Annotated in this window: 23 protein-coding genes; 10 read left to right on the forward strand and 13 right to left on the reverse strand. The window is 44.4% G+C overall.

The window, feature by feature from the left end:
* Positions 1 to 40: 40 nt before the first annotated feature.
* The 10 genes from K339_RS0120080 to K339_RS0120130 all read right to left on the reverse strand — a co-directional run bounded on the left by K339_RS0120080 (position 41) and on the right by K339_RS0120130 (position 10,495).
* The gene (locus K339_RS0120080) at positions 41 to 496 is read right to left on the reverse strand and encodes a hypothetical protein (protein ID WP_028525204.1); all 456 of its coding nucleotides are present in this window, start codon (positions 494 to 496) and stop codon (positions 41 to 43) included.
* Between the two features lie 376 nt (positions 497 to 872).
* Positions 873 to 2,291: an MBL fold metallo-hydrolase gene (locus K339_RS0120090; RefSeq protein WP_028525206.1), complete on the reverse strand. Its 1,419-nt coding sequence runs from the start codon at positions 2,289 to 2,291 to the stop codon at positions 873 to 875.
* An 86-nt stretch (positions 2,292 to 2,377) separates the two neighbouring features.
* Positions 2,378 to 3,184 (reverse strand): sulfite exporter TauE/SafE family protein, encoded by an 807-nt coding sequence (locus tag K339_RS0120095; RefSeq protein ID WP_028525207.1) that lies wholly within the window; start codon positions 3,182 to 3,184, stop codon positions 2,378 to 2,380.
* Positions 3,185 to 3,270: 86 nt separating this feature from the next.
* Positions 3,271 to 3,906, reverse strand: coding sequence for a Crp/Fnr family transcriptional regulator (locus K339_RS0120100; RefSeq protein ID WP_028525208.1), 636 nt, complete (start codon positions 3,904 to 3,906; stop codon positions 3,271 to 3,273).
* 177 nt (positions 3,907 to 4,083) lie between these two features.
* Positions 4,084 to 5,745: a DUF8832 domain-containing protein gene (locus K339_RS0120105; RefSeq protein WP_028525209.1), complete on the reverse strand. Its 1,662-nt coding sequence runs from the start codon at positions 5,743 to 5,745 to the stop codon at positions 4,084 to 4,086.
* 18 nt (positions 5,746 to 5,763) lie between these two features.
* Positions 5,764 to 6,993, reverse strand: coding sequence for a hypothetical protein (locus K339_RS0120110; RefSeq protein ID WP_028525210.1), 1,230 nt, complete (start codon positions 6,991 to 6,993; stop codon positions 5,764 to 5,766).
* Positions 6,994 to 7,090: 97 nt separating this feature from the next.
* Positions 7,091 to 7,870 carry a LytR/AlgR family response regulator transcription factor gene (locus K339_RS0120115; protein WP_028525211.1) on the reverse strand — a complete coding sequence of 260 codons (780 nt, stop codon included), beginning with the start codon at positions 7,868 to 7,870 and terminating at the stop codon, positions 7,091 to 7,093.
* 12 nt (positions 7,871 to 7,882) lie between these two features.
* Positions 7,883 to 8,947: a sensor histidine kinase gene (locus K339_RS0120120; protein WP_028525212.1), complete on the reverse strand. Its 1,065-nt coding sequence runs from the start codon at positions 8,945 to 8,947 to the stop codon at positions 7,883 to 7,885.
* Positions 8,948 to 9,061: 114 nt separating this feature from the next.
* Entirely contained in the window at positions 9,062 to 9,271 is a 210-nt protein-coding gene (locus tag K339_RS0120125) for a hypothetical protein (RefSeq protein WP_028525213.1), read from the reverse strand.
* 117 nt (positions 9,272 to 9,388) lie between these two features.
* A complete protein-coding gene (locus K339_RS0120130) occupies positions 9,389 to 10,495 on the reverse strand; it encodes a serine hydrolase domain-containing protein (RefSeq protein ID WP_028525214.1) in 1,107 nt (368 codons plus the stop codon).
* Positions 10,496 to 10,585: 90 nt separating this feature from the next.
* Between K339_RS0120130 and K339_RS0120135 the strand changes: the two genes are divergently transcribed.
* A complete protein-coding gene (locus tag K339_RS0120135) occupies positions 10,586 to 11,908 on the forward strand; it encodes a spinster family MFS transporter (protein ID WP_028525215.1) in 1,323 nt (440 codons plus the stop codon).
* On the opposite strand, the gene K339_RS0120140 is transcribed toward K339_RS0120135, so the two are convergent.
* Entirely contained in the window at positions 11,905 to 12,477 is a 573-nt protein-coding gene (locus K339_RS0120140) for a DUF6962 family protein (protein WP_028525216.1), read from the reverse strand. The genes K339_RS0120135 and K339_RS0120140 overlap by 4 nt on opposite strands.
* A gap of 280 nt (positions 12,478 to 12,757) precedes the next feature.
* Between K339_RS0120140 and sucD the strand changes: the two genes are divergently transcribed.
* From sucD to porN, 8 genes are all read left to right on the forward strand, one after another.
* Entirely contained in the window at positions 12,758 to 13,633 is an 876-nt protein-coding gene (gene sucD, locus K339_RS0120150; protein ID WP_028525217.1) for a succinate--CoA ligase subunit alpha, read from the forward strand.
* Between the two features lie 224 nt (positions 13,634 to 13,857).
* The gene (locus tag K339_RS0120155) at positions 13,858 to 14,970 is read left to right on the forward strand and encodes a DUF4271 domain-containing protein (protein WP_157607663.1); all 1,113 of its coding nucleotides are present in this window, start codon (positions 13,858 to 13,860) and stop codon (positions 14,968 to 14,970) included.
* A gap of 11 nt (positions 14,971 to 14,981) precedes the next feature.
* On the forward strand, positions 14,982 to 15,764 hold the full coding sequence (locus K339_RS0120160) for a uroporphyrinogen-III synthase (protein ID WP_028525219.1): 783 nt from the start codon (positions 14,982 to 14,984) through the stop codon (positions 15,762 to 15,764).
* A 160-nt stretch (positions 15,765 to 15,924) separates the two neighbouring features.
* Complete coding sequence (locus tag K339_RS0120165) at positions 15,925 to 16,884, forward strand: PorP/SprF family type IX secretion system membrane protein (protein WP_037301335.1); 960 nt, start codon at positions 15,925 to 15,927, stop codon at positions 16,882 to 16,884.
* Positions 16,885 to 17,160: 276 nt separating this feature from the next.
* Positions 17,161 to 18,276 (forward strand): T9SS ring complex lipoprotein PorK/GldK, encoded by a 1,116-nt coding sequence (gene porK, locus K339_RS0120170; RefSeq protein ID WP_028525221.1) that lies wholly within the window; start codon positions 17,161 to 17,163, stop codon positions 18,274 to 18,276.
* A 124-nt stretch (positions 18,277 to 18,400) separates the two neighbouring features.
* Complete coding sequence (gene porL / locus K339_RS0120175) at positions 18,401 to 19,207, forward strand: type IX secretion system motor protein PorL/GldL (RefSeq protein ID WP_028525222.1); 807 nt, start codon at positions 18,401 to 18,403, stop codon at positions 19,205 to 19,207.
* Positions 19,208 to 19,278: 71 nt separating this feature from the next.
* A complete protein-coding gene (porM, locus tag K339_RS0120180) occupies positions 19,279 to 20,874 on the forward strand; it encodes a type IX secretion system motor protein PorM/GldM (RefSeq protein ID WP_028525223.1) in 1,596 nt (531 codons plus the stop codon).
* A 76-nt stretch (positions 20,875 to 20,950) separates the two neighbouring features.
* Positions 20,951 to 22,024 (forward strand): type IX secretion system ring subunit PorN/GldN, encoded by a 1,074-nt coding sequence (gene porN / locus K339_RS0120185; protein ID WP_028525224.1) that lies wholly within the window; start codon positions 20,951 to 20,953, stop codon positions 22,022 to 22,024.
* Positions 22,025 to 22,089: 65 nt separating this feature from the next.
* Here porN and K339_RS0120190 read toward each other — a convergent pair whose 3' ends face one another.
* The gene (locus K339_RS0120190; RefSeq protein ID WP_028525225.1) at positions 22,090 to 23,100 is read right to left on the reverse strand and encodes a glycosyltransferase family 2 protein; all 1,011 of its coding nucleotides are present in this window, start codon (positions 23,098 to 23,100) and stop codon (positions 22,090 to 22,092) included.
* A 66-nt stretch (positions 23,101 to 23,166) separates the two neighbouring features.
* On the opposite strand from K339_RS0120190, the gene radC reads away from it, so the two are divergent.
* Positions 23,167 to 23,877, forward strand: coding sequence for a RadC family protein (gene radC, locus K339_RS0120195; RefSeq protein WP_037301339.1), 711 nt, complete (start codon positions 23,167 to 23,169; stop codon positions 23,875 to 23,877).
* Between the two features lie 169 nt (positions 23,878 to 24,046).
* Here radC and K339_RS0120200 read toward each other — a convergent pair.
* A partial coding sequence (locus K339_RS0120200; protein ID WP_028525227.1) for a T9SS type A sorting domain-containing protein occupies positions 24,047 to 26,797 on the reverse strand: 2,751 nt, incomplete at its 5' end.

The following is a 26,797-nucleotide window of genomic DNA, read 5'->3' on the forward strand; positions in this document are numbered from 1 at the left end:
AATCTGAGATTTAACTTGAAGAATGTTTGAAATTAGCAATTTACTTATTTCTATTTTTTTCTAAGGCTTTTACATCTAATTGGTCCTGCTCGCGGCCACTTGTTTTTTTATTTTGAATTAAGTGGGCTAAACCTATGTAATTTGCAGTAAAATCACCAATTGTAATCACTTGCTTTTGGCTATATGCTTCTCTAAAACTAATACCATCGATGCTTGTCAAAATATCAATCCGTAAAGGAGGATAACCAATTTGGTTGATCAAATTCTCTCTCAGAAAATCTTCTTTTTCAAATCCAAGTGAAGAAAATCCAAAAGTATTTATCACCAAAAGCATTTTTTTAGCATTGGTTTCTGAAATATCAATCCAAATATCTAGGTCACCAGTATAGCGTGGTCTGCCATGGAAAGCCATAGCGTAGCCTCCAACTATCATGTAGTCAACCTCAAATTGGTTGAGCAACTTTATAAAATCCTCGAAGTCGGGGTCAAGTGTCATCTCATCGTTCGTTTTGAACTCGCTGTTCTGTCCATTCTTTGCCCTTCAATCATGTTTTGACGTATCAATATTGTAACCGCCTGCAATCTCTCCTGAGGTGTTTTTGAGAGCCAATAAGCTAAATCAGCTTCTTCTTGGTGGGGGTCTTTCAGGTGGATTTGTTTTGCCACCATTGCTATTCTCCTTTGCATATTTCTATGTTAACTCTAAACAAAGATAGTAAAAAAGCCAAAAGATCGAAATAGAAAATACGAAGCATAAGCCTTTTATAAACACAAAACCCCAGTACTACTGCCTATGCGGCTAGTAATACTGGGGAGTAACTAATTGTTCCCTAAAACCTTACTTTCTAGCTATTTTTTATCCCTTTATATTTCTACGACTTCTTCAAAGTACTTGGGCACACGTAGTCGGTCAACGTAAAACGACCCGATTTTGAAATCGCTGCGAAACCGCCAGCAATGTCAATAAGGTTGTCATACCCACGCGACTTCAGGATCGACGAGGCAATCATCGAACGATACCCACCCGCGCAGTGAATATACATGGTTTGATCTTTGGGAAATTCGGCCATCAATTCACTAATGTAGTCCAACGGTAAGCTTTTAGCGCCATCAATGTGCTCTGCCGAAAACTCGCTTGGGCGACGAACGTCAATGACCAACACTTTTTCCTCCGCCATTTTATCCGCAAGTTCATCGGGCGTAATCGACGTTATCGTGTCCACTTCTTGTCCAGAAGCCACCCACGTTTCGATGCCTCCTTCAAGATAACCAATCACGTTGTCGTAGCCAACGCGTGCCAAACGCAAAATCGCTTCTTCTTCTTGGCCAACTTCGGTCACTAGCAAAATTTCTTGCTTCACATCGGGCACTAATGCACCCACCCACGGGGCAAAATCACCTTTAAGGCCAATATTAATAGAATTTGGAATAAACCCTTTGTTGAACACTTGGGCACCGCGCGTATCGAGAATCACCGCGCCCGTTTCGTTGGCGGCAGCTTCAAATGCCGCTGCACTCAATGCCTGCGCACCACGCTCCATCACTACGTCGATACTTTCGTAGCCCTCCTTATTCATCTTCACGTTCTGAGGGAAGTATTGAGGCGGTTTTGCCAAACCGTTTGTTACTTCCGCAATAAACTCCTCTTTCGTCATATTTGCCCGAAGTGCGTAATTAAACTTCTTCTGGTTTCCTAGCAAGTCGGTTGTTTCCTTACTCATGTTTTTACCACAAGCCGAGCCTGCACCGTGCGCTGGATAAACGACCACATCGTCGGGCAAGGTCATTACTTTGTTACGAAGCGAATCGTACAAATGACCTGCTAAATCGTTGATGGTCAAATCTGATTTTTGTGCCAAGTCGGGGCGGCCTACGTCACCAATAAACAACGTATCTCCACTGAACAACGCTTTTTCTTGGCCGTTTTCATCAATCAACAAATAACACGTTGACTCCATGGTGTGGCCAGGTGTATGCAACACTTTAAACTTCACTTTTCCCAGTGGAAACTCTTCGCCATCGGTAGCAATGTGCGCATCAAAACCTGTTTTGGCATTGGGGCCATAGATGATTGGCGCTCCCGTTTTTTGAGATAAATCCAAGTGACCCGACACAAAATCGGCGTGGAAGTGAGTCTCGAAAACATATTTAATGGTTGCGCCATCCTTGGCTGCACGTTCGATATACGGCGTCACTTCGCGAAGTGGGTCAATCACGGCTACTTCGCCTTCACTTTCAATGTAATAAGCTCCTTGGGCTAAACAACCCGTATAAATTTGTTCGATTTTCATGCGCTTTTGAGAATGTTATTGTTTGTGATGTAAAATTCCAACTTTTATTCGTCTTGTACCGTGACATTGGTCACACAAGTCTTTTTTTAACTGAACATGAGTTCTTTAGCAATGATATACATACCCATTACCAATACAAACCATCCAAAGGACTTTTTAAGTTTCTCCCCAGGAATGTATTTTGACATGTAAGTCCCGACAAAGATACCTACCACCGACAAGGCGGTAAATTCGAGCAAAAAGGGCCAATCGACTTGCATATTGGACATATCGCCCACAAAGCCAATTAACGATTTTGCCGCAATAATCAGTAGAGACGTTCCAACGGCCATTTTCATCGGTAAGCGTGCCAATAACACCAAAGCAGGGATAATTAAGAAACCACCACCCGCTCCAACAATTCCCGTCAAAATTCCAACCACACCGCCTTCGAGGGAAATCAAGGGGTAATTAAATTTCAGTTCTTCCGAATCATTTCCTTTGGCCTCTTTTTTATCTTTAATCATTGAATAAGAAGCCCCCAACATGACAAGGGCAAAAAAGACCATGATAGCAATGTTTTTGGTCACTTCAAAGCCACCTACCGTAAACAATGAGCTTGGAATTGAAGGCACCAAATACTTCCGCGTAAGATAGACCGCAATGAACGACGGAATCGCAAAAACAATCGCCGCTTGGTAATTAACCAACTCCTTACGCATATAAGTAAACGAACCAACCAACGACGTGGAACCCACAATAAACAGCGAATAGGCCGTTGAGGTAACTGGGTTAAGATGAAGAAGATACACTAAAACAGGCAGAGTCAGAATACTACCGCCACCGCCAATAAGCCCAAGGCTAACGCCAATCAAAATAGAGGCTCCAAAACCGAAAATTTCTAACGTGCTCATACGCTTGCAGAAGAATTGAATGATGCTGCAAAAGTAGAGCGACGCTTACGGGCAATAAGTGATAATTATCACAAAGCCTCTTTTTTTTACATTAATTCAATTTTGTTCCGTGAAAGCTTTACGCGACCGAGTTTTTCAAGTTGTTTGAGCAAACGTGAAATTACTTCGCGCGACGTAGCCAATTCGCCCGCAATTTCTTCGTGCGTTACCGTAAATACGCTACATCCGCATTGTTTTGATTTGCGTTGCAACAAGCTCAAAAGGCGTTCATCAAGTTTTCGGAAGGCAATTTGGTCGATGGCTCCCAACAAATCATCGAATCGTTTTTGGTACGTGGCAAACACAAATTGTTTCCATGAGGAATATTTCGACACCCATTCTTCGACTTTCTCGACGGGAACCGAAATTAGTTTTGTTTTTTCTTCCGCTACGGCGGTGATTTCACTTTTACGACGATTCAAACAACAAGTCAATGACATAGCACACGAATCCATTCCTCCTAAATAGTACAGCAATGCCTCTCGGCCATCGGTATCGGAGCGCAAGATTTTGATAGAGCCGCTCAAAATAATGGGTACACTACGAATATAAGCCCCTGGGCGCATCAGTACGTGCCCTTCTTCGATTTCCATGTAGGTTCCTATTTGCGCTAATTCTTTAAGCAAGTTTAGCTCAAACAAACCGTTAAAACGTGAGTGAAGAAATTCTATGTCTATTTCCATGAAGTTTGCGATTGGGGTATTTTTTATCAATAACGCCGTTCGCAAAATAATTAACTTTTTTTGATTTGAGTTCCCAAAACAGCCCTGTAGCGTCTGATTTTCTTTTCTGACTGCTCATACGGTCTGACTATCGTCTGACCGAGACGAGGTCAGACGATAGTCAGACCGCCTCACCCACTACATCGCTGGAGCTTTCACAACGGCATCAAAAATCCCCGTCAAAACCTGCCCGTTTCGCTTGATTTGCAAGAAAATACGGTATTGTCCTTCTTTGGGAAAAGCATACGGAAACACAATTCGGTTTTCGTGTTTCATGCTGCCCATTTCGTGCGCGTTCATGCCCGTCATGGTTTGCATCAACAATCGGTCACGCTCCGAAGGTGTCATTGCCTTGAGACTTGCCACGTAGCGGTCGATGCTATCTCGGAATATCTTGGGAGAAGTTGTCAGGCGATAAATTTTGGTTGTATCCGCAATTCGGCTCTGCATACTTTGTTGGGCGGCCATCGAATACGTCCCCACAGGATGCAAATGGATATACACCTTCCCGTCCGATTTCACGATAGCCGCGTGACCGTTCATGCCCAAATACGGCTCCAAAACCGCAGGTTTTCCGCCAGGATCAAACACTTCAAATGCCAGTTGGTAGGGCTTTCCTGCTTCAAACGCGACGTTCGATTTACCCTCCCACACCACCGTAGAGCCATCTTTTAGCTTGGTGCTTGTTCCAGGTTTACCGCAAATAACTACATTTTCGTCAACAGGAATCCGCTTGGGATTGTTCAGCGGATCCGACACCACATAGGTATCTTCGGGGTCTGTTTTGGGAAAAATGTTTCCTTGTATGGCTGGAATTTCGACTGTATCGGTGATGGTTTCCGTAAATCCCGAGCGTTGCACAATATCGGCATAGACGAGGTACTTACCTGCGGGAAGTTTTGGCAAATACGCCTCAAACGTAGCCGTATCTCGTCGCTCGGGATGAAGATGGGCAAAGGCGTCTAACGTGTGTTGACGTACCAAAAACAAGTGCATCAATTTCCCATGGTCAGGAATCAAAAAACTCAGCGTATTTCGCTGCCTTGTTTTGAGAAGGTGTGTCGTATCTATCTTGAGTTGAAAAAGTCGCTCACCGCTTTGGTTAATTACCGCTGCTTTTCCTTCTAAAGGTTTGTATAAGTGCTGCTTATAGTCATCAGCCCAGCTACTCCACCAGCTACTCCCACCGTACAAAATGAGCGTACACGCCACCACCGCAACGCCCATGTTCACTAACCGAGCGCGTTTTTGCTTGGTCGTCAAGGCTTCTCCTGCTTTCAATAACCCATCGCTGGCACTGGCTCCGATGGTTGTTACTAACAATACCACCAATAACAATCCCAACGCGCTCAACAGCACCCCCAACCCCGCAGGCATTTCGCGTTGAGCAGTAGAAATAGCCGCAATCGGCACCACCAATTCGCTTTTTCCTTTGTCGCCTTCGATGGTGATTTGGACACTTGACGCCCCGCCCGCCATCAGCCACACCACGCCTTGAAATTGACTAACTTGCCCAACAACAGGCAAAAGTTCGTCGGCTGAAGGAGCGCCTTCATCTCCTGTTCGGAAATAAATCGGACGCGCCATTACTTTTTTGGCATTTCCTTCTTCGACATACACCGTCACATTCGCCGTTCCTGGAATCACATCGGGTGGCATCAAGCTCACCAGCACCCGATACCCGCCTGCTTGTCCTTGGTACAACACGCCCGAACTCCCAACGTGCGCGCACAGTTGAAGTACCAAGCACAAACTTACCCCAAGGAGAAAAATGATTTTTTTATACTTAACTAACAGCATGATTGTTTCCTCCTCTGGTTATCGTTGAATAGTTCGCATCCATTTTCCCCACGCCAAGCCAATCCGAGACGACACGTAGCCGAAGCCCAACGCATATACCATTCCCAGCGCAAACTGTGAAGTGGTTTGCACTGTCCAAGGGGCAAATTTGTAGCGGTATTCCCAGTGGGGGTCGTTGCCAAAATAATAATAGTGTGTTCCAAAAATCCAGTTACGCGAATAAGGCGATTCGCGTAAAAAACTCCCAAAAGGCCATTGTACCAACAACAAAATAAGCACAAAGGCCAAGCCCATAAGGGCGGCCAACTTCCAATCGTTTAGGTACACAAAGCGGTGCATTAGCCAGTCCATCGCTAAAGCAGGCAGTAACAACAGAATCGGGAAAGCGAATCCTTGGTAATGGTCAAAGTGATTCCAAATGGGGCCTAATTTAGGTTCAGCAGGAAACAACGGAATAATCCAAAGCGTCAAACACATTAAAGCGGTGTAAACGGCCGTCACGGAGGTCATCGCCCAGCGTCCGCCATTGCCGCGCCCCATTGCCAACAAAAAGATAGGAAACGCCATGGCCGACAATTTATAAAAACTCGCGTTGTGCATTTCCCAGCTACCAAGTTCTTCCGACAACAAGGTGTACCACATCGTCATCAAAAAACCACCCGATAACGCAAACATCAGGTTGAGGCGTTTGAGCCGACGTTGTGAAAAGTCAGTGTCTTTTTTCGCGGTTTTCATTTGATTTTTAACCGACATCACGCTCACAATTGCCCCAAATTGAACCCCAATAATTCCCAAAGCCAACACCGTGTGAGGTGGTGAAAGGATTTGGACGTCAAGGCCGTAGGTATTGTGCCACCAATCGTCGAAAGGAGCCGATGTAAGCATCATCATAGCTCCCCAAATGCAAAACAACGCCCCCAGTGAACTGTAAAAAAAGCCCCAAATCTTAACGTTTTTGGCTTTTTCGGTCGCACTGCCTTTGAAAGTAGTATATAACACTTGGTAGCCCGAAAAAAGCCCAGACACAACCGCTCCCACGTAAATAACCACGTGCGGAGGCGATAGCAGTCCATCGCGGCCAATGCTCATGTGCCAACAAATGTCCCAAATCAAGCCCGTAATCACACAGAGCGACGAAAATACTACGGCGTATAAATAAGGTGGAATGTTAAGAAAAAAATCTCGACTCGAAGCAGCCGATTCATAACGAGAAGATTCGCCTGCGGCAGACGATAAAGAACTCTCCATAACTGCAAAGGGTTGTTGTTAGGTTTTATTGATGAATACTGGCTCTAAACAGAATTAGGCCATGAAACTACGAAAAACCTACGACAACTCTGTGCAGTTATTCCCCCATCCAAAGACGAAATTCTCCCGATTTATCTCGGCTGATAAACACTTCTTCGGTAGTAGCAGGTTTTAAGTCGAGTTTTAGGCGGCTATTAAAATGTAGGTGTACTTTATCCACGGCTTTGGCACAAAGAATAATTTGGCGGTTGGCACGAAAAAAACAACTAGGATTGAGGATACACTCTAATTCATCCAAAGTATAATCAATCACGTATGAGCGTTCGTCCCAAGTTTTAACAAATGTCAGACGTTCTTGGCTGTAAAAATAGGCGATGTCTTCGACCGCAATCGGTACCAAACGAGAGCCTTGTTTCAACAAAAAACGTTCGCGATATTCGGTTTGAGGAAGCTTTGTTTGTTTAATCGCGTTCACCAGTTCATTGATGCTCAACGAATTGTCGGACGTAGTTCCATAGAGTTTTTTCAGTTCCTTAAACTTCTGCAAACTGCGTTGAAGGGCTTTTTCATCAATGGGTTTGAGCAGATAATCAATGCTATTGACCCGAAATGCCTGAATCGCATATTCGTTGTAGGCAGTCGTAAAAATGACGGGACTTTTCACCTCTATTTGGTTGAAAATCTCAAAACTTTGCCCATCTACCAGTTCAATATCCATCAACAACAAATCGGGGCTTTCGTTGGCCTGCAACCACGCAACTGATGCCTCCACGCTGTCGAGCAAGGTCACGACCTCAATACTTTCGTCGCATTCTTGTACCATGGCTTTCAGTTGTCGTGCCGCCAAGGCTTCGTCTTCAATGATGATTACTTTCATAGTCGGTTAAGCTCAATACACTGCCGCCGCTGGCACAGCTACGTCGATGAGGGGGAGTTTCACTTCAAACATATCTTCTTTCTTGTAGATTTGAACCTGAGGTTGGCGCAGGAGACTATATTTGGAAGTAATGTTTACCAGCCCTTTTTGGCTCGACGGCATAGAATTGTTGGGTTTGCACTGCAAGTTATTTTGCACCACCAACTCTCCTATTTTATTTGTAAATATCTTGATATGCAATGGCTTAGAAACGGAAACAATGTTATGTTTCACGGCATTTTCGACCAAAAGTTGCAGCGTCAAAGGCGGAATGTGCGCGTACCGAAAAGCAGGGTCGATATTCACATCCAACGAAATACCGTCTTCAAAACGCGTTTTTAACAACCCAAAATACGCGTGGGTAAATTCCAGCTCTTTTTCAAGCGAAATGAGCTGTTGTTCATTGCTTTGTAACAAATACCGATACACTTGCGACAAATCGCCAATGAACCTCACGGCCGTTTTGTTTTCGTTCGACTTCACCAACGCTTGAAGCGTATTGAGGCTATTGAACAAAAAATGAGGCTGCACTTGATTTTTGAGCGAATCGAGCTGCATTTCTAAGTTGGCGCGGCTCAATTCTTCGGTTTCTCGCTTGCTAATCAGCCACTCACTGAAGAAATAACGGCTTTCATAGACGGCAAAAATAATGGCCAGATAAAACAGATTAAGCCCCACCATAAAGAGGGTTTCGGAGTGAAACCAATCGAATTTAGGATAGTTGCTATAGACAAAATAATCGAAGAAAAGCAAACGCTGAATCACCAAAATAACCACCGCAGGAATACACAAAAAACCCAGCGCAATCAGGCGTTGTTTGACTTTTTCTAGCCCTGGATTTCGGTGTCGCACCGCCACAATGAGCCAGCGGCCCATAAACCACGAAAAATAAACCGAAGCAAGGCTCGCCATCAAAAACTTTGCGGCCGTCCAATTGTCTTTACAAAGGGTAGGTAAATTAAAAAAAACCGTCGCCACTGCCCACAATACCAAGGGGCCAAGAAATAAGAGTTTTCTATCGTTTAAGCGGGTTCTCATGCGTGTGAATCAACGGTCATTAACAAAAATAAACACTTGCGTTCGCAAGTCTCGTTATTTGCGTACGAAAGTGCTAATTTAGAAACTGAACCGTCGTAAATACTAAACCAATGGTTAGATGATGGGTCGAGTACGGGGACAACGTTCGGGCGTCTTTTTACAACAAACAAAGTCTCCTTCTTTGCATTTAGGCGTTGACGATTTGATAGCCGACTGATGCAAGATTTCTTTGAGCGAAACCGATTCGGAACTAATACTACAGCTACTAATGAAAAGTACGCCGATGAATAGCCAGCTTTTTTTCCAAGGTAGTTTTTGAGCCATGGACGTATCGTTTTGGGTTGTAAGAATCTTATATATGAACGTACGCTTTACGCACAAAAGTACGCGATTATCGCAATTATTTTACCATGCTTCAGTGCTTCGCACAGTTAATTGTGCTTAATTGGTTAAATTCACCATGTTCAAAAAATCAAACGAAGTATCATAGACGTTGTGTTTTTTGACAAGCGAAATCAACTCTTTCTCAATACCATGATTATCAGCAATATTGGAAAAATATAAAAACAAATACTTTCGACTAGGAACGATGAGCACGCCATTGGTAAAACCACACGTACTTCCTGTATGGTACAGCGCCAAGGGTTCGGTTTTATTTTTATGAAAAAACCAGCCCAAACCATATTGTCCTTGTGACGGGCTTGGGAGCTGAATAGTTACTTTTTTCAATTCTGCCTCCAAAGAAATCAACTTGTTATTTATCAAACCATTATACCATTTATAATAATCTTCGAGCGAGGTATAAACACAACCATCCCCTTTGGTCGCGCTGGTAATACTCTGGTCAGAATCGAGGAGTTTTTCTTGTTTATTTTTGGCATAACCCATGGCTCGGTGCGGGATACTCGTCCCCGCTTCGTAAATTCGGGTGGAGGACATGCCAAGTGGCTTAAAAATGTGTTTTGTTATAAAATCTATGTACGACATCCCTGACGCTTTTTCGACAATTTGTTCCAACACACAAAAACCCGAATTGCTATAACGAAACTTTGTCCCAGGCTCAAAATACGTTCGGGTTTCTTTGCCCAACATTGCCACTACCTCGGCATCCAAAATTTGGGCAGTGCGCTCCTCTGCCAAACTATTTTCATAATCCCATACTCCCGACGAATGTGTCAGCAAATGCCGCACTTTGATTTTTTTTCCTATAGTTGGCTCAAAATCAGGGAAAAACCGAAGTAAATTATCGTCATAAGAAAGCCGTTCTTGCTTGGCCAACAACATGATGCACATGGCCGTAAACTGCTTAGACACCGACGCCATCCGAAAATTAGACTGTGGACTAATAGACTCTTTGGTATTTACATTGGCCATGCCTACTCCCTTTTTATAAAACACTTTTCCTTCCTTAACCACCATTACAGCTATGCCTGCTTGGTTCTTGTCAAACCGCTGGTGCAGGAGTTGGTCAAGGTCTTTTTCGAGGTTCATTTGAGCGAAAAGCATATTATCTACGAATAACAATAAAAAAAAGAGGATTTTTCTCATTTCTGTGGCCTTTAATAGCTTCCTATTAGTATATTGTGAAAGTACAAAAGTAAGCCGACGCATACTCATCTCCTAAACCTTTCCGACTTCATGAATTCAACTCCCAACCTCCGCTACGCATGGTACGTAGTAGCGGTGCTTATGCTTGCCTACATTTCGTCGTTTATCGACCGCCAAGTACTCACCTTGCTTGTTAAACCCCTCAAACGAGATTTTAACGTTACCGACACCCAAGTAGGACTGCTCATTGGGTTTAGCTTTGCCATTTTTTACACCTTTCTGGGCATTCCTATTGGCCGCATGGCCGACCGAAAAAACCGCAAACGCATTATTGTTTGGGGTATTACTATCTGGAGCATCATGACTGCCCTTTGCGGGGTCACGGGCAGTTACAATCAGCTCTTTATTGCACGCGTGGGCGTAGGTATTGGCGAAGCTGCCCTTTCTCCCGCCGCTTATTCACTCATTACCGACTTATTTCCGCGTCAAAAACTGGGCACAGCCCTCGGTATCTACAACATCGGTGTTTACTTAGGCTCAGGTTTGTCCATTTTATTGGTAGCCCTCATCCTCAAACTGGTGAGCGTCGAAGGGACTTGGAGCATACCTTTCTTTGGGGAGATTTATCCGTGGCAAAGCGTGTTTTTCATTGTGGGCATCCCTGGGTTACTTATTGTTGCCCTTATTGCTTTCACCATCAAAGAGCCCGAACGCCAAAACGCTTCCAAAGCCGCCGTTTCGACCCAAGAAGTAAAACGATACTTTGCCGCCAATCGTCCCGCTATTTTATGTTTGTTTTTCGGCATTGCCTTTATGGCTTTTGGCTCGTACGCTACCACCTCGTGGACACCTACTTTGCTCGTTCGCCACTACGGCCTCACCGAAGCCCAAGCGGGGTTATTACTTGGTAGCATCGTTACCATCTTTTCCACGGGGGGCGTTATTGTAGGTGGCCGTTACAGCGACCGACTTACCCAACAAGGCAAAGCCGACGCCAAAATGCGGGTAGGTTTTATCGGGATGTCTATTGGGCTATTTTTAGCGTTGATTATTCTTATTTTTTTCACCCTTACGCCTGCACCTATTCAGGGTTTTGTGGTGTTATTGGCGCTCTGCTGTTTTGCTACTTCTATGCCCTATGGCGCAGCTACGGCGGCGGTTCAGGAAATGATACCTGCGCCCATGCGGGCTACTTTCTCCGCTTTGTTTTTGTTTGTGGTCAATTTACTTGGCTTGGGAGGAGGGCCACTCATGGTCGGGCTTCTCAACGATAAACTATTCCATGACCCCAACCAAGTGCATTTGTCTTTCGCCATCACATTGGTCATGGCTACTGGACTTTCGTGCTTCCTTTTATATACAGGGCTAAAACCTTTTGTTCAAAGTATCGAAAATGCCAAAGCCGAAAGCTAAACGGCTTTACCAAAACAAACAACCATGGCCGCCAACGCATAGTGATAGACATCCGTGGGATTGAAGGGGAGGTGATTATTGGCTACTTTGGTGGCTAACCCAATAATCATCACCCCTACCACAATCCAAACTGCTTTTTGGTATTTTTTCATTAGCCCAAAAACAGCGATGAGCATGACCAAAAGCATAGAAAACGCCTGTATCACCGAACCAAACACTTCGTAAGCGGGGTCAAGTAACGTCACAAAAATCAACAACCCTACTCCTACCGAACTCACCACCACCCACTTCGACATGCTTTGGCGCATCACCAATGCCCAAATAGCCACTACCACTGCCACCAACCCCACGCTTCCTGCCAAGGTAGAAAGCGAACGATGCGTAGCCGTCAAATCTTTGACGCCCAAATACCTAAAAACACCAGCCGCCGCAGCCAGTGCCGTCGTGACCAAAAAAATGCCCCACAAAATTCGATTATAAAAAGGTTGCCGAGCAAAAAAGCGAAAAAAAGCAACAATACACACAAGTGCTAAAACGGCGTCGGAAATGGCATTGGAAAGATGTAGCATGAAAAAAGTAAGTTTAGGCTAGGTTCAAAAACCGTTTAATACAAGGCTCTGACGTAAAAAAACTACCCAAAATCCCTGCCTCAAGGGCTTTAACAAGGTAGGGGATATTCTCCATTTTCGTCGCTAATTGGGGCGTTTTTTTTTGAATTTAAAATTTTTCTTGACGAATAGCTTTTGTACTTTCTTCATTTAAACCTACTTTTACTGGAAAATTTTAGACTCCTGTCTTGAATAAAATAAAGTTAACATCTTGAATCACGCAATTTTACACTAACCACCAATGAGCGTATTAGTCAATAAAAATTCCAAGATAATTGTACAGGGATTTACAGGTTCGGAAGGAACCTTCCATGCTCAACAAATGATTGAGTACGGTACGAATGTTGTCGGAGGCGTTACTCCAGGTAAAGGAGGACAATCTCACCTTGAGCGTCCTGTGTTCAACACAGTCGCTGATGCTGTTGCAACAACCGGCGCTGATGTCTCAATTATTTTCGTTCCACCTGCATTTGCAGGCGACGCTATCATGGAAGCGGCTGATGCGGGTATCAAGGTGATTGTTTGTATTACCGAAGGTATTCCTACCAAAGACATGATGATGGCCAAAGAGTACATCAGTACCAAAGAATGCCGCCTTATCGGACCTAACTGCCCAGGCGTTATGACTGCCGACGAATGTAAAGTAGGTATCATGCCTGGTTTTATCTTCAAAAAAGGGACGATTGGTATTGTGTCTAAGTCAGGTACGTTGACCTACGAAGCCGTTGACCAGTTGAGCCGTGTGGGCCTTGGCCAAACTACCGCCATCGGTATCGGTGGTGACCCAATCATTGGTACAACTACCAAAGAGGCGGTTGAATTATTAATGAACGACCCTGAAACAGAAGGTATCGTCATGATTGGTGAAATCGGTGGAAGCATGGAAGCTGACGCTGCTCATTGGATCAAAGAAAACGGTACAAAACCTGTCGTTGGGTTCATCGCAGGCCAAACAGCACCTAAAGGTCGCCGTATGGGTCACGCAGGTGCCATCATCGGTGGCGCAGACGACACTGCCGAAGCAAAAATGCGTATCATGCGTGAGTGTGGTATCCACGTGGTAGAATCTCCTGCACTTCTTGGCGAAACGATGTTGAAAGCATTGGGCAAAGCCTAATAAATACCGTCAAAATGTATAATTTTGCAGGCAATTATCGCAAACGATAGTTGCCTGTTTTTTTATTGTCTGATTATATCATCGACAAAAGCCGCCCAAACACGTTGATTTTTTTAACACATAGTACTTCCAACTATTCTAGCTTAGGAACATTTTCTTCCTTGGTCAAATCGCGTGTTTTTTACCCAAAACGCTGCTTTTTCCTGTTTTTTATTCTTTTTTCATTGGCTGCTAAAGCCGAGGTAGGCCCCAACAAGCAGTACTTTTTGGTCAAAGATTTGACCCAAGATTGGCTAGTATATGACCAACGCGAGAAAGAATATGTCCCCTACGTCACTGAGCAACACAACACCCAGCTTTCAATCAACACCATTGTTGATATTGAAAGCAATCGGCATTATGAACTATTAATCTATGTCGATAAAAACAATTATTTGTTTTTGAACAGCTCTTTGAAACAAAACCTAAAAGGTGGACAATGGTACGTAATGAGCATTGATAGTTTGTACAAAGTGTATCGCCGTCCGCAGCTCATGCTTACACTTTACGGCACACCTGGGCAAGTTGGCAAAACGATCCTCATTGGCCATAAAAAAGCCGCCATCGAAAAACTCATCACCATTGAAGAAGAGTCATTTCTAAATCTTCTTCCCAAAGAAGACGCCCGCATTTCCAATTTTTTTATTCTTGGAATGTTGTTTTTACTCTCCTTTGCTGCTTTTCTTTTCAACGGTTATCCACGCGCCTTCGAACGGCTCTATAGCCTCCCCGATTTGTTTCAAGTAGATGTGCGTGATGAATCGTTTCTTATCAACAAGCCCTTCAGTCGAGTCAACCTGCTGTTTGTCGTACTCTTGTGTTTGGAGCTCGGCTATTTGTATATTTTTACCCAAGACAAACAATATAATTTATTCTCGTCCAAAGAACTCATTCTCTCTGGTCAATCGCTTTTTGATACTTGGGTTGATTACTTCAAGGTCATCTTCATTTGCTTGGGCTTGCTGTTTGCAAAATACGTGGGTCTGTACATTCTGGGCACTTTATACAACCTAGAAGGAATTGCTAATATCCATTTTTTCAAAATCCTGCAATCCTCTCTACTATTTTACAGCAGCCTGCTTCTTTTGACGGCTTTGACGTCGTTTTATATCGTTGATTGGAGTGTTTTGGTGCGTTCTATGCTGCTTATACCAGGCGTAATTTTCTACGTTTTGAGGATAATTCTCATCTTCTTTACAATTAGCAGGAGCACAACTGTTAAAAGTTTATATTTAATTTCGTACCTTTGCATCGTCGAATTAATCCCCCTCATCATCGGGGTTAGGTATGCCCTGTAGGAAGTTGTGATATGAGTGAAACGATTTTGATGCAACAAGACCGATTGAATAAAGTAGAGAGTATTCTTGTCTCACAAGCTCGTCCAAGTGACGAAAAATCCCCTTACTTCGAGTTAGCGCGCTGGTACAACCTCAAGGTTGATTTCCGTCCGTTTATAGAAATACAAGGGATATCATACAAAGATTTTCGTAAACAGAAAATCAACATTATGGACCATACGGCTATCATCTTTACGAGCCGTAACGCTGTTGACCACTTCTTCCGAATCTGTAAGGAGGCCAAGCTCGAAATGCCCGCCGAAATGAAATATTTTTGCGTGACCGAGCAAACCGCCAACTATTTGCAGAAATATATTCAGATTCGAAAACGCAAAATTTTTGCGGGTCAAAAAACAGCAGCTGATTTGCTTGATCTTATCAAAAAGCACAAAAACGAAAAATTTTTATTCCCGTGCTCTGATAAGCGCCGCAATGATATTCCTGAGTTTATGGGCAACCATGAATTACACCTAACGGAAGCAGTGATGTACGAAACCGTGTCAGCCGACTTATCCGACTTGACCGATGTGTATTACGACATTTTGTGCTTTTTTAGCCCATCAGGAATCACGTCTTTGTTCCGTAATTTCCCTGATTTTGAGCAAAATAAAACCCGTATTGCTGCCTTTGGTCCAACAACCGCCAAAGCAGTAACGGATGCCGGTTTGATTTTGGACATTGAAGCACCAATGCCCAACGCTCCTTCTATGACAGGGGCACTCGAAATTTACATTAAAAAGGCCAATAACCTTTAAAAGTAAAGCAACAAAACACCATTCCAATGAACTCTTGGAGGTAGTTGCAACATTAGAATCATTTTATGCGTTAAGATAAGGGTTGAGTCTTCAACCCTTTTTTTATATCAAATTTTTTTCCCTAATTGTCGTTTGTATTGAAAATACCCCCTTTTTCTCTATGAAATACCCACGGCTACTTCTATTGAGTATTATAAGTTGGTTAGGACATTCTGCCATCTCGCACGCCCAGCAGGACGCACAGTTTACGCTTTTTCCTTTCAGCCAACTTTATTTTAACCCAGCTACGGCAGGGGAAGACGGTACTACGCGTTTCCAGCTTATCAACCGTATGCAATGGCAAGGTTATCAAACCTCCAGCGGCGAAGGTGGCGCACCCAATACCCTGATGTTCACGGGGAGTGTACCGCTTAATTTTATTAAAAGTGCCATTGGGGTCAACTATGTAAACGACCGACTTGGCGCCATGGGTAGCCAAGAAGTACAGTTGTCGTATGCTTACAAGATGAACATCAACGATAATACCCTAGCGCTTGGCGCGCGCGTCGGATTTCAGAACCGTTACATTGATTTTAATAAATTAATCTCGCGTGACCCAGGTGATCCACTGATTCCAACAGGCCGACTGGGACAAAGCCAGCCTGACATTGCTTTGGGGGCTTTTTATGATGCTACCACCTTTTACGTAGGCGCGAGTATTAACCACCTCAACCGTCCGAAGTTTAGTTTGAGTGGAGATGCTCAAAATGCCTTGGAACCTAACGCTTATCTAACCGCAGGTTATCGTTTTGAGCCTATTTATGGTCTGATTGTTCAACCAATGGTACTTGTAAAAACGCCCGTTAATTTCAGTACCAAGACCCTCTCTATCGAAGGAGGTGCCATGGCGACTTGGAATGACTGGATTTTTGGCGGCATTACCTACCGCTTACAGGAATCTGTCAATTTGCTTGCTGGGGTCAATTGGCAATCATTTCGATTGGGTGGAGCGGTCGATTTAACAGGTTTTGGTAGAACAACCAAAGCCCCTGCATCGTTTGAAATGATGTTATCGTATGCCTTACCACCATTTGTTAAGCGGAAAGCAATGCCAGTTCGTACACCACGATTTAGATATTAGAAACAATCATCATTACCCTATTTATCAACTGTATTCTACTATTTGCTGAAACTTTTTTACTACGACAAGCCATTTGGCAGAATTATTGTTAGACCACCAGTACAGGTTTGATAAAAAGTTATCGCTTTTTTAGTAATTTTGGGCTGTTTTTAGAATTTTTAGGGCTCAGTAGCGAACTAATTGCGATAATAAACAACAGAAATTTAAAAACAAGCACACAATAAACTCATAGAACTTCGTTTCTATACTGAAATTTTGAATCTAACGGGAATAACCATGAACAAAAGGGGATTTTTCGGCTATGCCACCAAAGGAGCTTGGATTGTGATGGTAGCAGTCATGCTACAAAGCTGCGGTTTTGTCAAAGACAAATTTGGCGGTAAAAACAGCAAAGGAGGGAGTAAAGGTGGCAAAAAAGGAGCCAAACAAGAGGTCGGTGTTCGGAATGGGGAAGTCATTGCAGCTGGTCGTAAAGATTACAAGCAAGATACGCCCTATGGTATGGTCTTGATTCCTTCGGGCTCGTTCATGATGGGACAAGCTGATGAAGATGTAGCAGCAACGCAGGTAAACTTCAACCGCCGCGTGACAATTACTTCTTTCTACATGGACGATACTGAAATCACCAACCACGAGTACCGTCAATTCGTCACTGCTTTGATGACCGACTCACTTTCTGTGCTAGGTGAAGAAGAAATCATGGCGAAATACCACCCAGATACGACAGTATGGCGGAAAGACTTCACCTACCACAATGGTGACCCAATGACTGAGTATTATTTCTCGCACCCAGCCTTCGATACATACCCTGTCGTAGGTGTTAGCTGGAAAGCCGCTCGCTATTTCTCAACTTGGCGCTCTAATCTGTACAACGATTACCGTTCAAAAGAAGGGAAATACAGCTCACCTAAGTTCCGTCTTCCTACCGAAGCAGAATGGGAATGGGCAGCGCGTGGTGGTCGTGCTTCGGCCAAATATCCTTGGGGTAACCCTTACGTAGCCAATGGAAAAGGTTGTTTCCTTGCTAACTTTAAACCACAACGTGGTAACTACGACGCCGACGGCTACCCTTACACTGCTCCTGCCAATGCCTACAACGCCAACGATTATGGCCTTTATAACATGGCAGGTAACGTAGCCGAATGGACACTAGATGCCTTTGCCGACAATGCGACCGTTGTTAACTGGGATATGAACCCAATGAATGATAATCCTGACGAACCACGTAAAATTATCCGTGGTGGTTCATGGAAAGACGTCGCTTACTTCCTCGAAACAGGAACACGTAGCTGGGAATATGAAGACAACAAACGCGCTTTCATCGGTTTCCGTTGCGTGGTCGAAAACCTAGCAGGACGTGCCGCAACTGCTCGCGGAGGACGTAAAAGATAATCCATCAAAATGATTTTACTGAATTGGGGTGCTGCCCATAAAGCGGCACCCCAATTTTTGTCCCTTTCTGTATTAAAACAAATAATTTCTAACTGATCTCATAACCAATTTTTTTGATTAAATCATGGCAGCACAAAAGCAAGGTATTTTCTGGAGTAAAATAGTCCCTACTGCTTATGCGCTCGGTGCAGCGGTTGTTATCATCGGTGCCTGGGCAAAAATTACTCACGTCGAAGGTGGCGGTGAGATTCTAACAGTTGGTCTTTTGACTGAAGCTTTCATTTTCGTATTATATGCAGTTCAAAGTTTTCTATATCCTGCTGCCGACGAATACGCTTGGGAAAAAGTATATCCTGAATTATTAGATGACTCGGCACCAGTAGCCGCTCCTCGCAAAGAAGAGAAAAAAGGGACTGGCTTAACTGCCAACATGGACAAAATGCTTGCTGAAGCAAACATCACTCCTGAGATTTTCCAAAATTTGGGTAAAAGCTTTAAGAGCTTGACGGATAATGTTTCAAAAATCGGCGATTTGACGGACGCAACCGTAGCGACGAACGATTACGCTAAAAATGTAAAAACAGCATCTGGCGCAATCAACGAAATGAACAAGTCGTACGGAGTAGCTATCAACGCCATGTCATCAATGGCGGATGCGACCAAAGACGCACAACAATACCGTGAGCAGTTTCAGCTCATTACTAAAAACATGGGCGCCCTTAATGCAGTTTACGAACTAGAATTGCAAGATACTACGAAGCATTTGAAAGCGATGAACGCTTTCTACGGTAATTTGACGACTGCCATGTCAAACATGGCTGATGCGACAAAAGAATCACAGCAGTTCAAAGCCGAAATGTCTAAGTTGACTACCAACATCACGTCGCTTAACAATGTGTATGGTAACATGCTTGCTGCCATGCGTGGCTAAAACGTGTTCTTAGGTGTCTTACCAAGAGCAAGTATCTGTAATACCGTAAACTAAAACTGTAATCTACAAAAATGGCAGGAGGAAAAGAGTCACCCCGGCAGAAGATGATCGGGATGATGTATCTAGTACTAACAGCGATGTTGGCCTTGCAAGTGAGTTCGGCGTTATTGGAAAAATTCCAATTGTTGAACACAAGTATGGAAGGTTCGGCAAATGCTGCCAATAAAATAAATCAAAGAACGGTTGAAAGCATCCGCGACAAAGTGGAAAAGTCTGGAAACCGTGCGTTTGAAGTCGCTATCGTAAAACAAGCCGAAGATGTGCGCAAAATCGCCAGCGGGATTGTATCAGAGATAGATGCCATCAAAACAAAACTTATCGACGAAGCGGGTGGTGGAATTGACCCTGAAACGGGCAAAGTGAAAAACCCCAACGAAGAAGATAAAGTGGCTATCTACATGATTGGTCCTGGTAAAAATGGAAAAGCGTATGAGCTTAAAAGCAAGTTGAACGGATTTGTTGACCAAATGAACAAGCTTGCTGGTACGAACTTTGCTCCGTTGGCACTCGACGGCAAAGACGACCCGCTCGCTAAACGTGATGCTGATCAGCGTAACAAAGATTTTGCCGCTATCAACTTTGAACAAACACCAGTTCCAGCAGCGTTGGCGGTATTGAGCCAGCGTCAATCGGAAATCCGCCGTTTGGAAGCAGAGGTGTTGGATGCCCTCGCCGCAAAAGTAGGGGCGAAAGACATCAAGTTTGACAAAATTTTGGCCATGATTAGCGCCGAATCGAAGGTGGTTGTGGCTGGGACGAAGTTCAAAGGCGAAATGTTCATTGCCGCTTCTTCTAGTGCGCTTACCCCACGTATGAGCTTGGGTGGTTCTCCAGTACGCGTTCAAGACGGAAAAGGAATCATTGAGTTTACGGCTCAAGGTGGTGCATACGACAAAGATGGTTTGGCCACAAAAGTATTGCAAGGAGTTATTTCATTCCCAACTCCAAGCGGTCGTGATACGTCTATTTCAATGAAATATGAGTATAAAGTAGCTCGTCCAACTTACCAAATCGAAACAGGGACGTTGCCTCCGCTTTACCTTGGTTGTAAAAACGTGTTGAGCGTACAAAGTGCCGCACTTGGTGCGTTGTGGAATCCATCATTTGGTGGCGATGGTGCCGAATTTATCAACAATGGTAAAGGAAAAGTAATCATCGTACCAAACAGCCGAAACGTAACCCTCAGCATCTCAAACCAAGGGAATGTAATGGGTAATGAGCCATTCCGCGTTACACCAGTTCCTCGTCCAAGTCTTGAGTATTATATCAATGGAGCTTTGGCAGATGAGCGTAAAGGTGTTCAGGCAAGTATGGCACGTAGCATCCGCGTGGATGCCGTTGCTGACCCTAGCTTTAAAGCTTTCTCGCCTGAAGACGCAAGTTTCCGTGTTTCAGAAATGACTGTTCGACTTGTACGCAACAACCGCCCTGTTGGTCAGCCTGTTTCTATCAGTGGCCCGAGTGGTTCTATTGCACCATTGGCATCCCAAGCTCAGGCTGGTGACCGTCTGTTCATTGAGGTTTCGGGCGTTCAACGTAAAAACTTTAAAGGAAGCGTAAATGATGCGGGTTTACCTACCCAGTTGAGAAACATTCCTTTGAACTAATATTTTTGCAGGAAACAAGCATATCGTTTGTAACAAATTGTTCGTTAATACCCTAGCGAATTAAATACAAAATAAAATGAACAGAGTCAAAACCTTATTGGGATGCGTAGCATTAGCTACTGTGAGCTTAGGAGCGTTGGCGCAGGAGAAAGATAACCGTGGGGTTAATCCGCTCTCAGTACGTGAATTTAATGATGCAGACATCATGATGAAACGTACACTGTGGCGTCGGTTGGATTTGAAGGAAAAGCAAAACCAGCCCATGTTTTCAAAAGGTAACGAAATCACCAAGTACATCATGGACGCCGTGAAAGCGGGGCTTTTGGATGCTTACGTTGACCAAGATATGACCAAGAAAATGACGATGGACGAGTTTGTCAAAAAACTCCAAATCCCTAACCAAGGTCAAGTACTAACGGAAGAAGAAAAGAAAGCTGGCTTTGGGCTCGACAACGCTACTACAGGTACAGACGGCTGGGGAGACACCAAAAAGGATGACAAAAAAACAGCTGCCAAACCTGCTGATGATGGCTGGGGTAGTACTCCTAAGAAAGAAACTCAGCCCGTTGATGATGGTTGGGGTGCTCCAACTAAAAAGAAAACCACAAAAGGTAAAAAAGGAGCTGTTGTAGCGAAAGTTCAACCTCCAAAAGTGGATTCTACAGAAATCAAGAAGAAGATGGCCGAAGAAGCTGCTGCTAAAGCCGCCGCAGAAGCCACTGCACTTGCTGAGAACATGTACTTCCCTGATCAGTTGTCAGTATTGGAGATTAAAGAAGACTGGGTGTTTGACCGCAAGCGTTCACGCCAATACTATGACATTCAGACCGTTACAATCTATATTCCTGCCGATGTACACCCCGCTGGCCTTGAAATGCCTGTGGCTACAATTAAGTACAAAGACTTGGATAAACTTTTCCGTAGCGACCCGAAAAAATTCATTTGGTTTAACGAATACAACACCGCTCAACACAAAAACCTAGCCGATGCCTTCGACTTGCGTTTGTTCAACGGTCGTATTACAAGACTTTCAAACCCAATGGATCGCGACCTTATTAGTATCTATGGTAGCGAAAAATCAGCACTTTGGAAATCAATTCAAGTAGAAAACGAATTGATGGAACTAGAGCACGGTTTGTGGGAATACTAATCCAATGACACTACAGAAAAAGGCGACCCTCGGGTCGCCTTTTTTATGTTCCAGCTTTTTGTTTCCTAAGAAGGATACTCTATATGAGCGCCCGTTTCGCGGTGGGTTTTGGCTTCAAATAATCGCGTCCACCCTTCTTGAATAAAACCAAATCCATAACCAAACAACTGTACAAATGCCGCAATAACGCTCAAAAAACCAACTTTTACGCTTTTAGACTGACGGGTAGCATCCATAAAAAGGAGCGTGACGTAAAGGCAAAGAAAACCCGCACCCAAATAAAATAACCACGGATGAATCAACCCTAAAAAGGGAATACTCAGGCAACCCAGCGTAAATAACAGAGGAAAAGTATGTACTAATTTCAACTCAGTAGGATAAAATCTCCCAATATTGATACGAGCCCGACCAAAAAAACGCAATTGTCTAAAGAAAGCCCCAAAGCCCGTTCTTCGCTTATGGTATATAAAAGCTTCGGGAATGAGGGCTGATTTAAAACCAAATCGAAGTGCAGAAATACTAAAAATAATATCCTCCCCCATTCGGCTAATTTGAAAGCCACCCGTTTTTTCCCATACTTGTCTCGACAGCCCCATATTAAAACTTCTTGGGTGAAACGTACCTCCTAGATTGCTTTTTTTACCCCGAATCCCGCCCGTCGTAAAAACGGACGTCATCGAGTAGCTGATTGCCTTTTGAATGGGTGTAAAGCTGGGATGATCCGTGTCGGGGCCACCATACAAATCCACATAGTCGGTATTTAAGCGATTGTCAACTATCGCTAAATAATTGGGTTCTAAAAGTGCATCCGAGTCCAAAAGAATAAAATAGTCTCCTTTGGCACGTTCAAAGCCATGGTTTCTGGCAAACCCCTGTCCGCCGTTTTCTTTGTAGTAGTAAGCAATATCTAATTGTGACTTAAAAGAGTCCACAACGTCTTTACATTTGATTTTGGAGCCATCTTCCACGACCACTACCTCAAAGTTTTTAAAGGTTTGTTGGGCAAGGCAATCCAGCAATTCTCCCAATTCATCGGGGCGATTATAAACAGGTATGATAATACTATAATTGCGCATATCGCATGATTTACCACGGCAAGTTACTATAATTTTCAGCAAGATTGACCAACCTCGCATTTGAATATGGCTTTTGAAGAAACAGAGTACAGCACTTCACGACGAATTTTAAGTTGGGCAGAAGAGGACCGTCCACGCGAAAAGTTATTGTTAAAAGGGAAAGGCGCATTGTCTGATGCCGAACTCATCGCCATTCTTATTGGCTCGGGCACCCGAGAATTGTCGGCGGTTGATTTGTCAAAAATTATTCTTCAAAAAGCGAGTAATAATCTCAATGAGCTAGCAAAAATTAGCCTCAAAGATTTAATGAAAATTAAAGGAATCGGCGAAGCAAAAGCGATTTCTATTGCCGCAGCCTTAGAATTAGGAAGGCGCAGAAAAGACAGCGACGTAGTGCGTCGCCCCAAAATAACCTCTTCTAAAGATGCTTATGAACAAATCAGGTCGTATTTGATGGATTTAGCCCACGAAGAGTTTTGGATTTTGCTCCTCACCCGCTCCAATGAAGTCATCCGCCCCGTTCAAATTAGCCAAGGAGGGATTTCTGGCACCGTTGCCGACCCCAAAATCATCTTTAAGTCAGCACTAGAACACCTTGCGAGTTCAATGATTTTGGCACATAACCATCCTTCTGGTAATTTAAAACCAAGCGAGGCCGACAAAGAACTTACCCGTCGGCTGGTAACTTCGGGTAAACTACTTGACATTCCCGTTTTAGATCATTTAATTGTCTCTGAGCTTGGCTACCTAAGTTTTGCTGATGAAGGAATGTTGTAAAAAATGTCGAAGGTCAAATGCAGAGGGTCGAATATGCTGTCACTACATTTTCGATGGTATTTTAGAATGTCTCACTCCCTCAAAAGAGGATTTAGAATTGGAATTGAGCGTCTATACAAATAGAGCGGCTCCCACAAGAGCCGCTCTATTTGTATAGCCCTTGTAGCGCTTACTGTACTTTCACTACTTTCAATGTCGCTTGTTGTTCAGACGTTGTTACCTTCAAGAAATACATCCCCGTTGGTAATTCACTCACCACAAACTCCTCTTGGTGCGTGTTGGTCTCAGGGACGAATCGGCGGTCTAACACTTGCCGCCCCGAGGCATCAGTCAATGTAGTTTGCACCGATTGCCCCTTGCTATCTTGTACTTGGAGGCGGAGAATGTTAGTGACTGGGTTGGGGAGGACAGCCAGCCCCCTAGCCCGCGCGGCGTACCGTCCCAATGGGGGAACTAATACACCTTGCCCACTGCTCTCGGCTGTTCTAGCAGCGCCTACGCCTACCCCGTCTTTCGACTGGATTCTGAACCAATATTCTTGATACGCCAACACGTTGCCTTGTGGTTTGCGCGTTGAAGGATAAATACTACCCCAACCTTTTTGATCCCAATACCTTACCCCCAACTTGTACAAACCTTTAGGCAATCCAGCATCGTAGGCGTTACCGCCCGCACCGTTGTCTTGGTAAAAACCGTAGGCTGGATGGTTTTGCGCGTACAATTCCGTCCAGCCTTCTCGGTTGGCGTACATAAAATACGGCGCATTGTTTTCGTGGGTGTTGAAAGAGCGAATCATCCCCATTTCGGGTGTTGCCAACATATCAAAGGTTAGTGAACCATCCATGCTCAAGCCGCAGGTTTCCACGTTGATTGTCCAATAACGAGGGGCTACTTTATTAGCGTTTTCTACAAAATATAAAGTCGGATTTTGTTGCGTACTTTGTTCTAATTCTGGCCCACCGTCACGCGTGATAAACTGACTTGCCCATGCTGCGCGGTCGTTGGTTTTTACCGAAGATTTGCTTTCTCCAACGTTTATTAAAGTCACCACAAAGGCATTCCAGTAAATATCCTTGCGAACGCTCTCTGAACTTTGACAACCACCTACAAAAATACACTTTGCCCAGTAGGTCTGCTTGGTTACGTTGTTGAACGCCACCTCAAAACTCGGCGTGGTCACGCCCGTATTCCAGAACGTCTGACTTCCTGCGGGGCAATTCGCCGAAATTGTTACACTCGTTCCTGTACACACTATCTCTTGACTCGCCGTAATTACTGGAGCGACTTGCGTGGAGGTTAGCGTGAATGTCACCACATTGCTCTTTTCACTTACACAACCATTTTCAGTTTGGCAACGAGCGTAATACGACGTCGTCTGGCTTGGAACAACCGATGGTAAATTGGGCAAGGCTACGTTCGTAGAAGCATTGTACCAAACCGTCCGCAAACTCCCACAGGATGACTGGCCGCTGAAACTGGCCGTCGCATCACAACTGCTCGTTGATGACAACGATACCGTCGGAGCACTTGGAATGGTTACTAATTTCAAACGCATCACCCCCGATTCTGACTCCACACACGACGGTGTTCCGTCTGATTTACGACAACGTACGCGGTAATTGTGATACTGATTATCCACCAAACCAGTTGGCACGCCCGATGAATATTCACCGCCGTCCACCGAATAAAGTGTTATTTCCCCAACAGCGCAATTGGCGTTAAATGTCAGCGGAATTGTCACCAAACTACACACTTCTTTGCTCTCTCCCACGACCACTGTCACGCCATCGACTAACAACGATACGTTTTGTGGGACAGTTGAGCGGTAATTAATCGTCAATTCAATCGGCGTCGTGTACGTCACAGAGCAATTGGCATCGCAAGCCGCTTGGTAGCGGTGAACTTGGTTATTGGAGGATTGGGAAACTGGGGGATTGGGCGACCAGTCACTCCATGCACCATTACCTACTTGCACCCGCCAAACGGGAGAACCAACCACACACAAACCCGAAACCGTAAACTGCAAACTGTTAACAGGATTCGCATCTGTATCGCAGAACGTTTGAGAATTGCCTTCGTTTAACGTTTGTTGAAGCGTCGATAACGTAATTGTGGGTTTACCTTGGACTTTTACTACCACGCTGCCACTTTGAACCTGGCTACAACTGGTTGAGGAACTTTCTGACACACTCAATAAAGTATAAGTAAACTCTCCTACTGTAGTCGTCGGAACGGGAACTGTCACGCTGTTACTTCCAACATTCGTACTCGCCATTTGAACAGGCCCGCCATTGATTTTGTAAGTGAAAGCATAAGGAGCTGTGCCGTTGGCTCCTGTGAAAATAATGCTCGGTGATGGACTGTTTTGGCAAACGGTTGTTGCCCCCGAAATCATCGCCATGGGCAATGGATTGACCAAGACCGTGGCCGTGATGGATGTTCCTGGGCAATTATTGGCCGTGGGGGTAATGGTAAAAGTGACTGTAATCGGGGCGTTGGTGGTGTTGGTCAAAGAGCCACTGATGTTCCCACTGCCGCTATCGGCGATCCCCGTTACTGTTGCTGAATTATCTCGCATCCAGTTATAAGTAGTGTTTGCTACGTTTCCACTCAAAACAATGGTGTTGATAGCAGATGTCGAGCAAATGGTTTGACCAGAAGGCGTAGCCACTGCGTTGGGGGTCGGATTGACCAACACCGTGGCCGTGATGGGTGTTCCTGGGCAATTATTGGCCGTGGGGGTAATGGTAAAAGTGACTGTAATCGGGGCGTTGGTCGTGTTGGTCAAAGAGCCACTGATGTTCCCACTGCCACTATCGGCAATGCCCGTTACTGTTGCTGAATTATCTCGCGTCCAATTATAAGTAGTGTTTGCTACGTTTCCACTCAAAACAATGGTGTTGATAGCCCCTGCTGAACA

The sequence above is a fragment of the Runella limosa DSM 17973 genome, assembly GCF_000482465.1.
In the GTDB taxonomy this organism is placed as follows: Bacteria; Bacteroidota; Bacteroidia; order Cytophagales; family Spirosomataceae; genus Runella; species Runella limosa.

Coding starts and splice junctions, on each gene's coding strand:
- K339_RS0120080 (WP_028525204.1), bottom strand. CDS start 496: ATGACACTTGACCCCGACTTCGAGGATTTTATAAAGTTGCTCAACCAA.
- K339_RS0120090 (WP_028525206.1), bottom strand. CDS start 2,291: ATGAAAATCGAACAAATTTATACGGGTTGTTTAGCCCAAGGAGCTTAT.
- K339_RS0120095 (WP_028525207.1), bottom strand. CDS start 3,184: ATGAGCACGTTAGAAATTTTCGGTTTTGGAGCCTCTATTTTGATTGGC.
- K339_RS0120100 (WP_028525208.1), bottom strand. CDS start 3,906: ATGGAAATAGACATAGAATTTCTTCACTCACGTTTTAACGGTTTGTTT.
- K339_RS0120105 (WP_028525209.1), bottom strand. CDS start 5,745: ATGCTGTTAGTTAAGTATAAAAAAATCATTTTTCTCCTTGGGGTAAGT.
- K339_RS0120110 (WP_028525210.1), bottom strand. CDS start 6,993: ATGGAGAGTTCTTTATCGTCTGCCGCAGGCGAATCTTCTCGTTATGAA.
- K339_RS0120115 (WP_028525211.1), bottom strand. CDS start 7,870: ATGAAAGTAATCATCATTGAAGACGAAGCCTTGGCGGCACGACAACTG.
- K339_RS0120120 (WP_028525212.1), bottom strand. CDS start 8,947: ATGAGAACCCGCTTAAACGATAGAAAACTCTTATTTCTTGGCCCCTTG.
- K339_RS0120125 (WP_028525213.1), bottom strand. CDS start 9,271: ATGGCTCAAAAACTACCTTGGAAAAAAAGCTGGCTATTCATCGGCGTA.
- K339_RS0120130 (WP_028525214.1), bottom strand. CDS start 10,495: ATGAGAAAAATCCTCTTTTTTTTATTGTTATTCGTAGATAATATGCTT.
- K339_RS0120135 (WP_028525215.1), top strand. CDS start 10,586: ATGAATTCAACTCCCAACCTCCGCTACGCATGGTACGTAGTAGCGGTG.
- K339_RS0120140 (WP_028525216.1), bottom strand. CDS start 12,477: ATGCTACATCTTTCCAATGCCATTTCCGACGCCGTTTTAGCACTTGTG.
- sucD (WP_028525217.1), top strand. CDS start 12,758: ATGAGCGTATTAGTCAATAAAAATTCCAAGATAATTGTACAGGGATTT.
- K339_RS0120160 (WP_028525219.1), top strand. CDS start 14,982: ATGAGTGAAACGATTTTGATGCAACAAGACCGATTGAATAAAGTAGAG.
- K339_RS0120165 (WP_037301335.1), top strand. CDS start 15,925: ATGAAATACCCACGGCTACTTCTATTGAGTATTATAAGTTGGTTAGGA.
- porK (WP_028525221.1), top strand. CDS start 17,161: ATGAACAAAAGGGGATTTTTCGGCTATGCCACCAAAGGAGCTTGGATT.
- porL (WP_028525222.1), top strand. CDS start 18,401: ATGGCAGCACAAAAGCAAGGTATTTTCTGGAGTAAAATAGTCCCTACT.
- porM (WP_028525223.1), top strand. CDS start 19,279: ATGGCAGGAGGAAAAGAGTCACCCCGGCAGAAGATGATCGGGATGATG.
- porN (WP_028525224.1), top strand. CDS start 20,951: ATGAACAGAGTCAAAACCTTATTGGGATGCGTAGCATTAGCTACTGTG.
- K339_RS0120190 (WP_028525225.1), bottom strand. CDS start 23,100: ATGCGCAATTATAGTATTATCATACCTGTTTATAATCGCCCCGATGAA.
- radC (WP_037301339.1), top strand. CDS start 23,167: ATGGCTTTTGAAGAAACAGAGTACAGCACTTCACGACGAATTTTAAGT.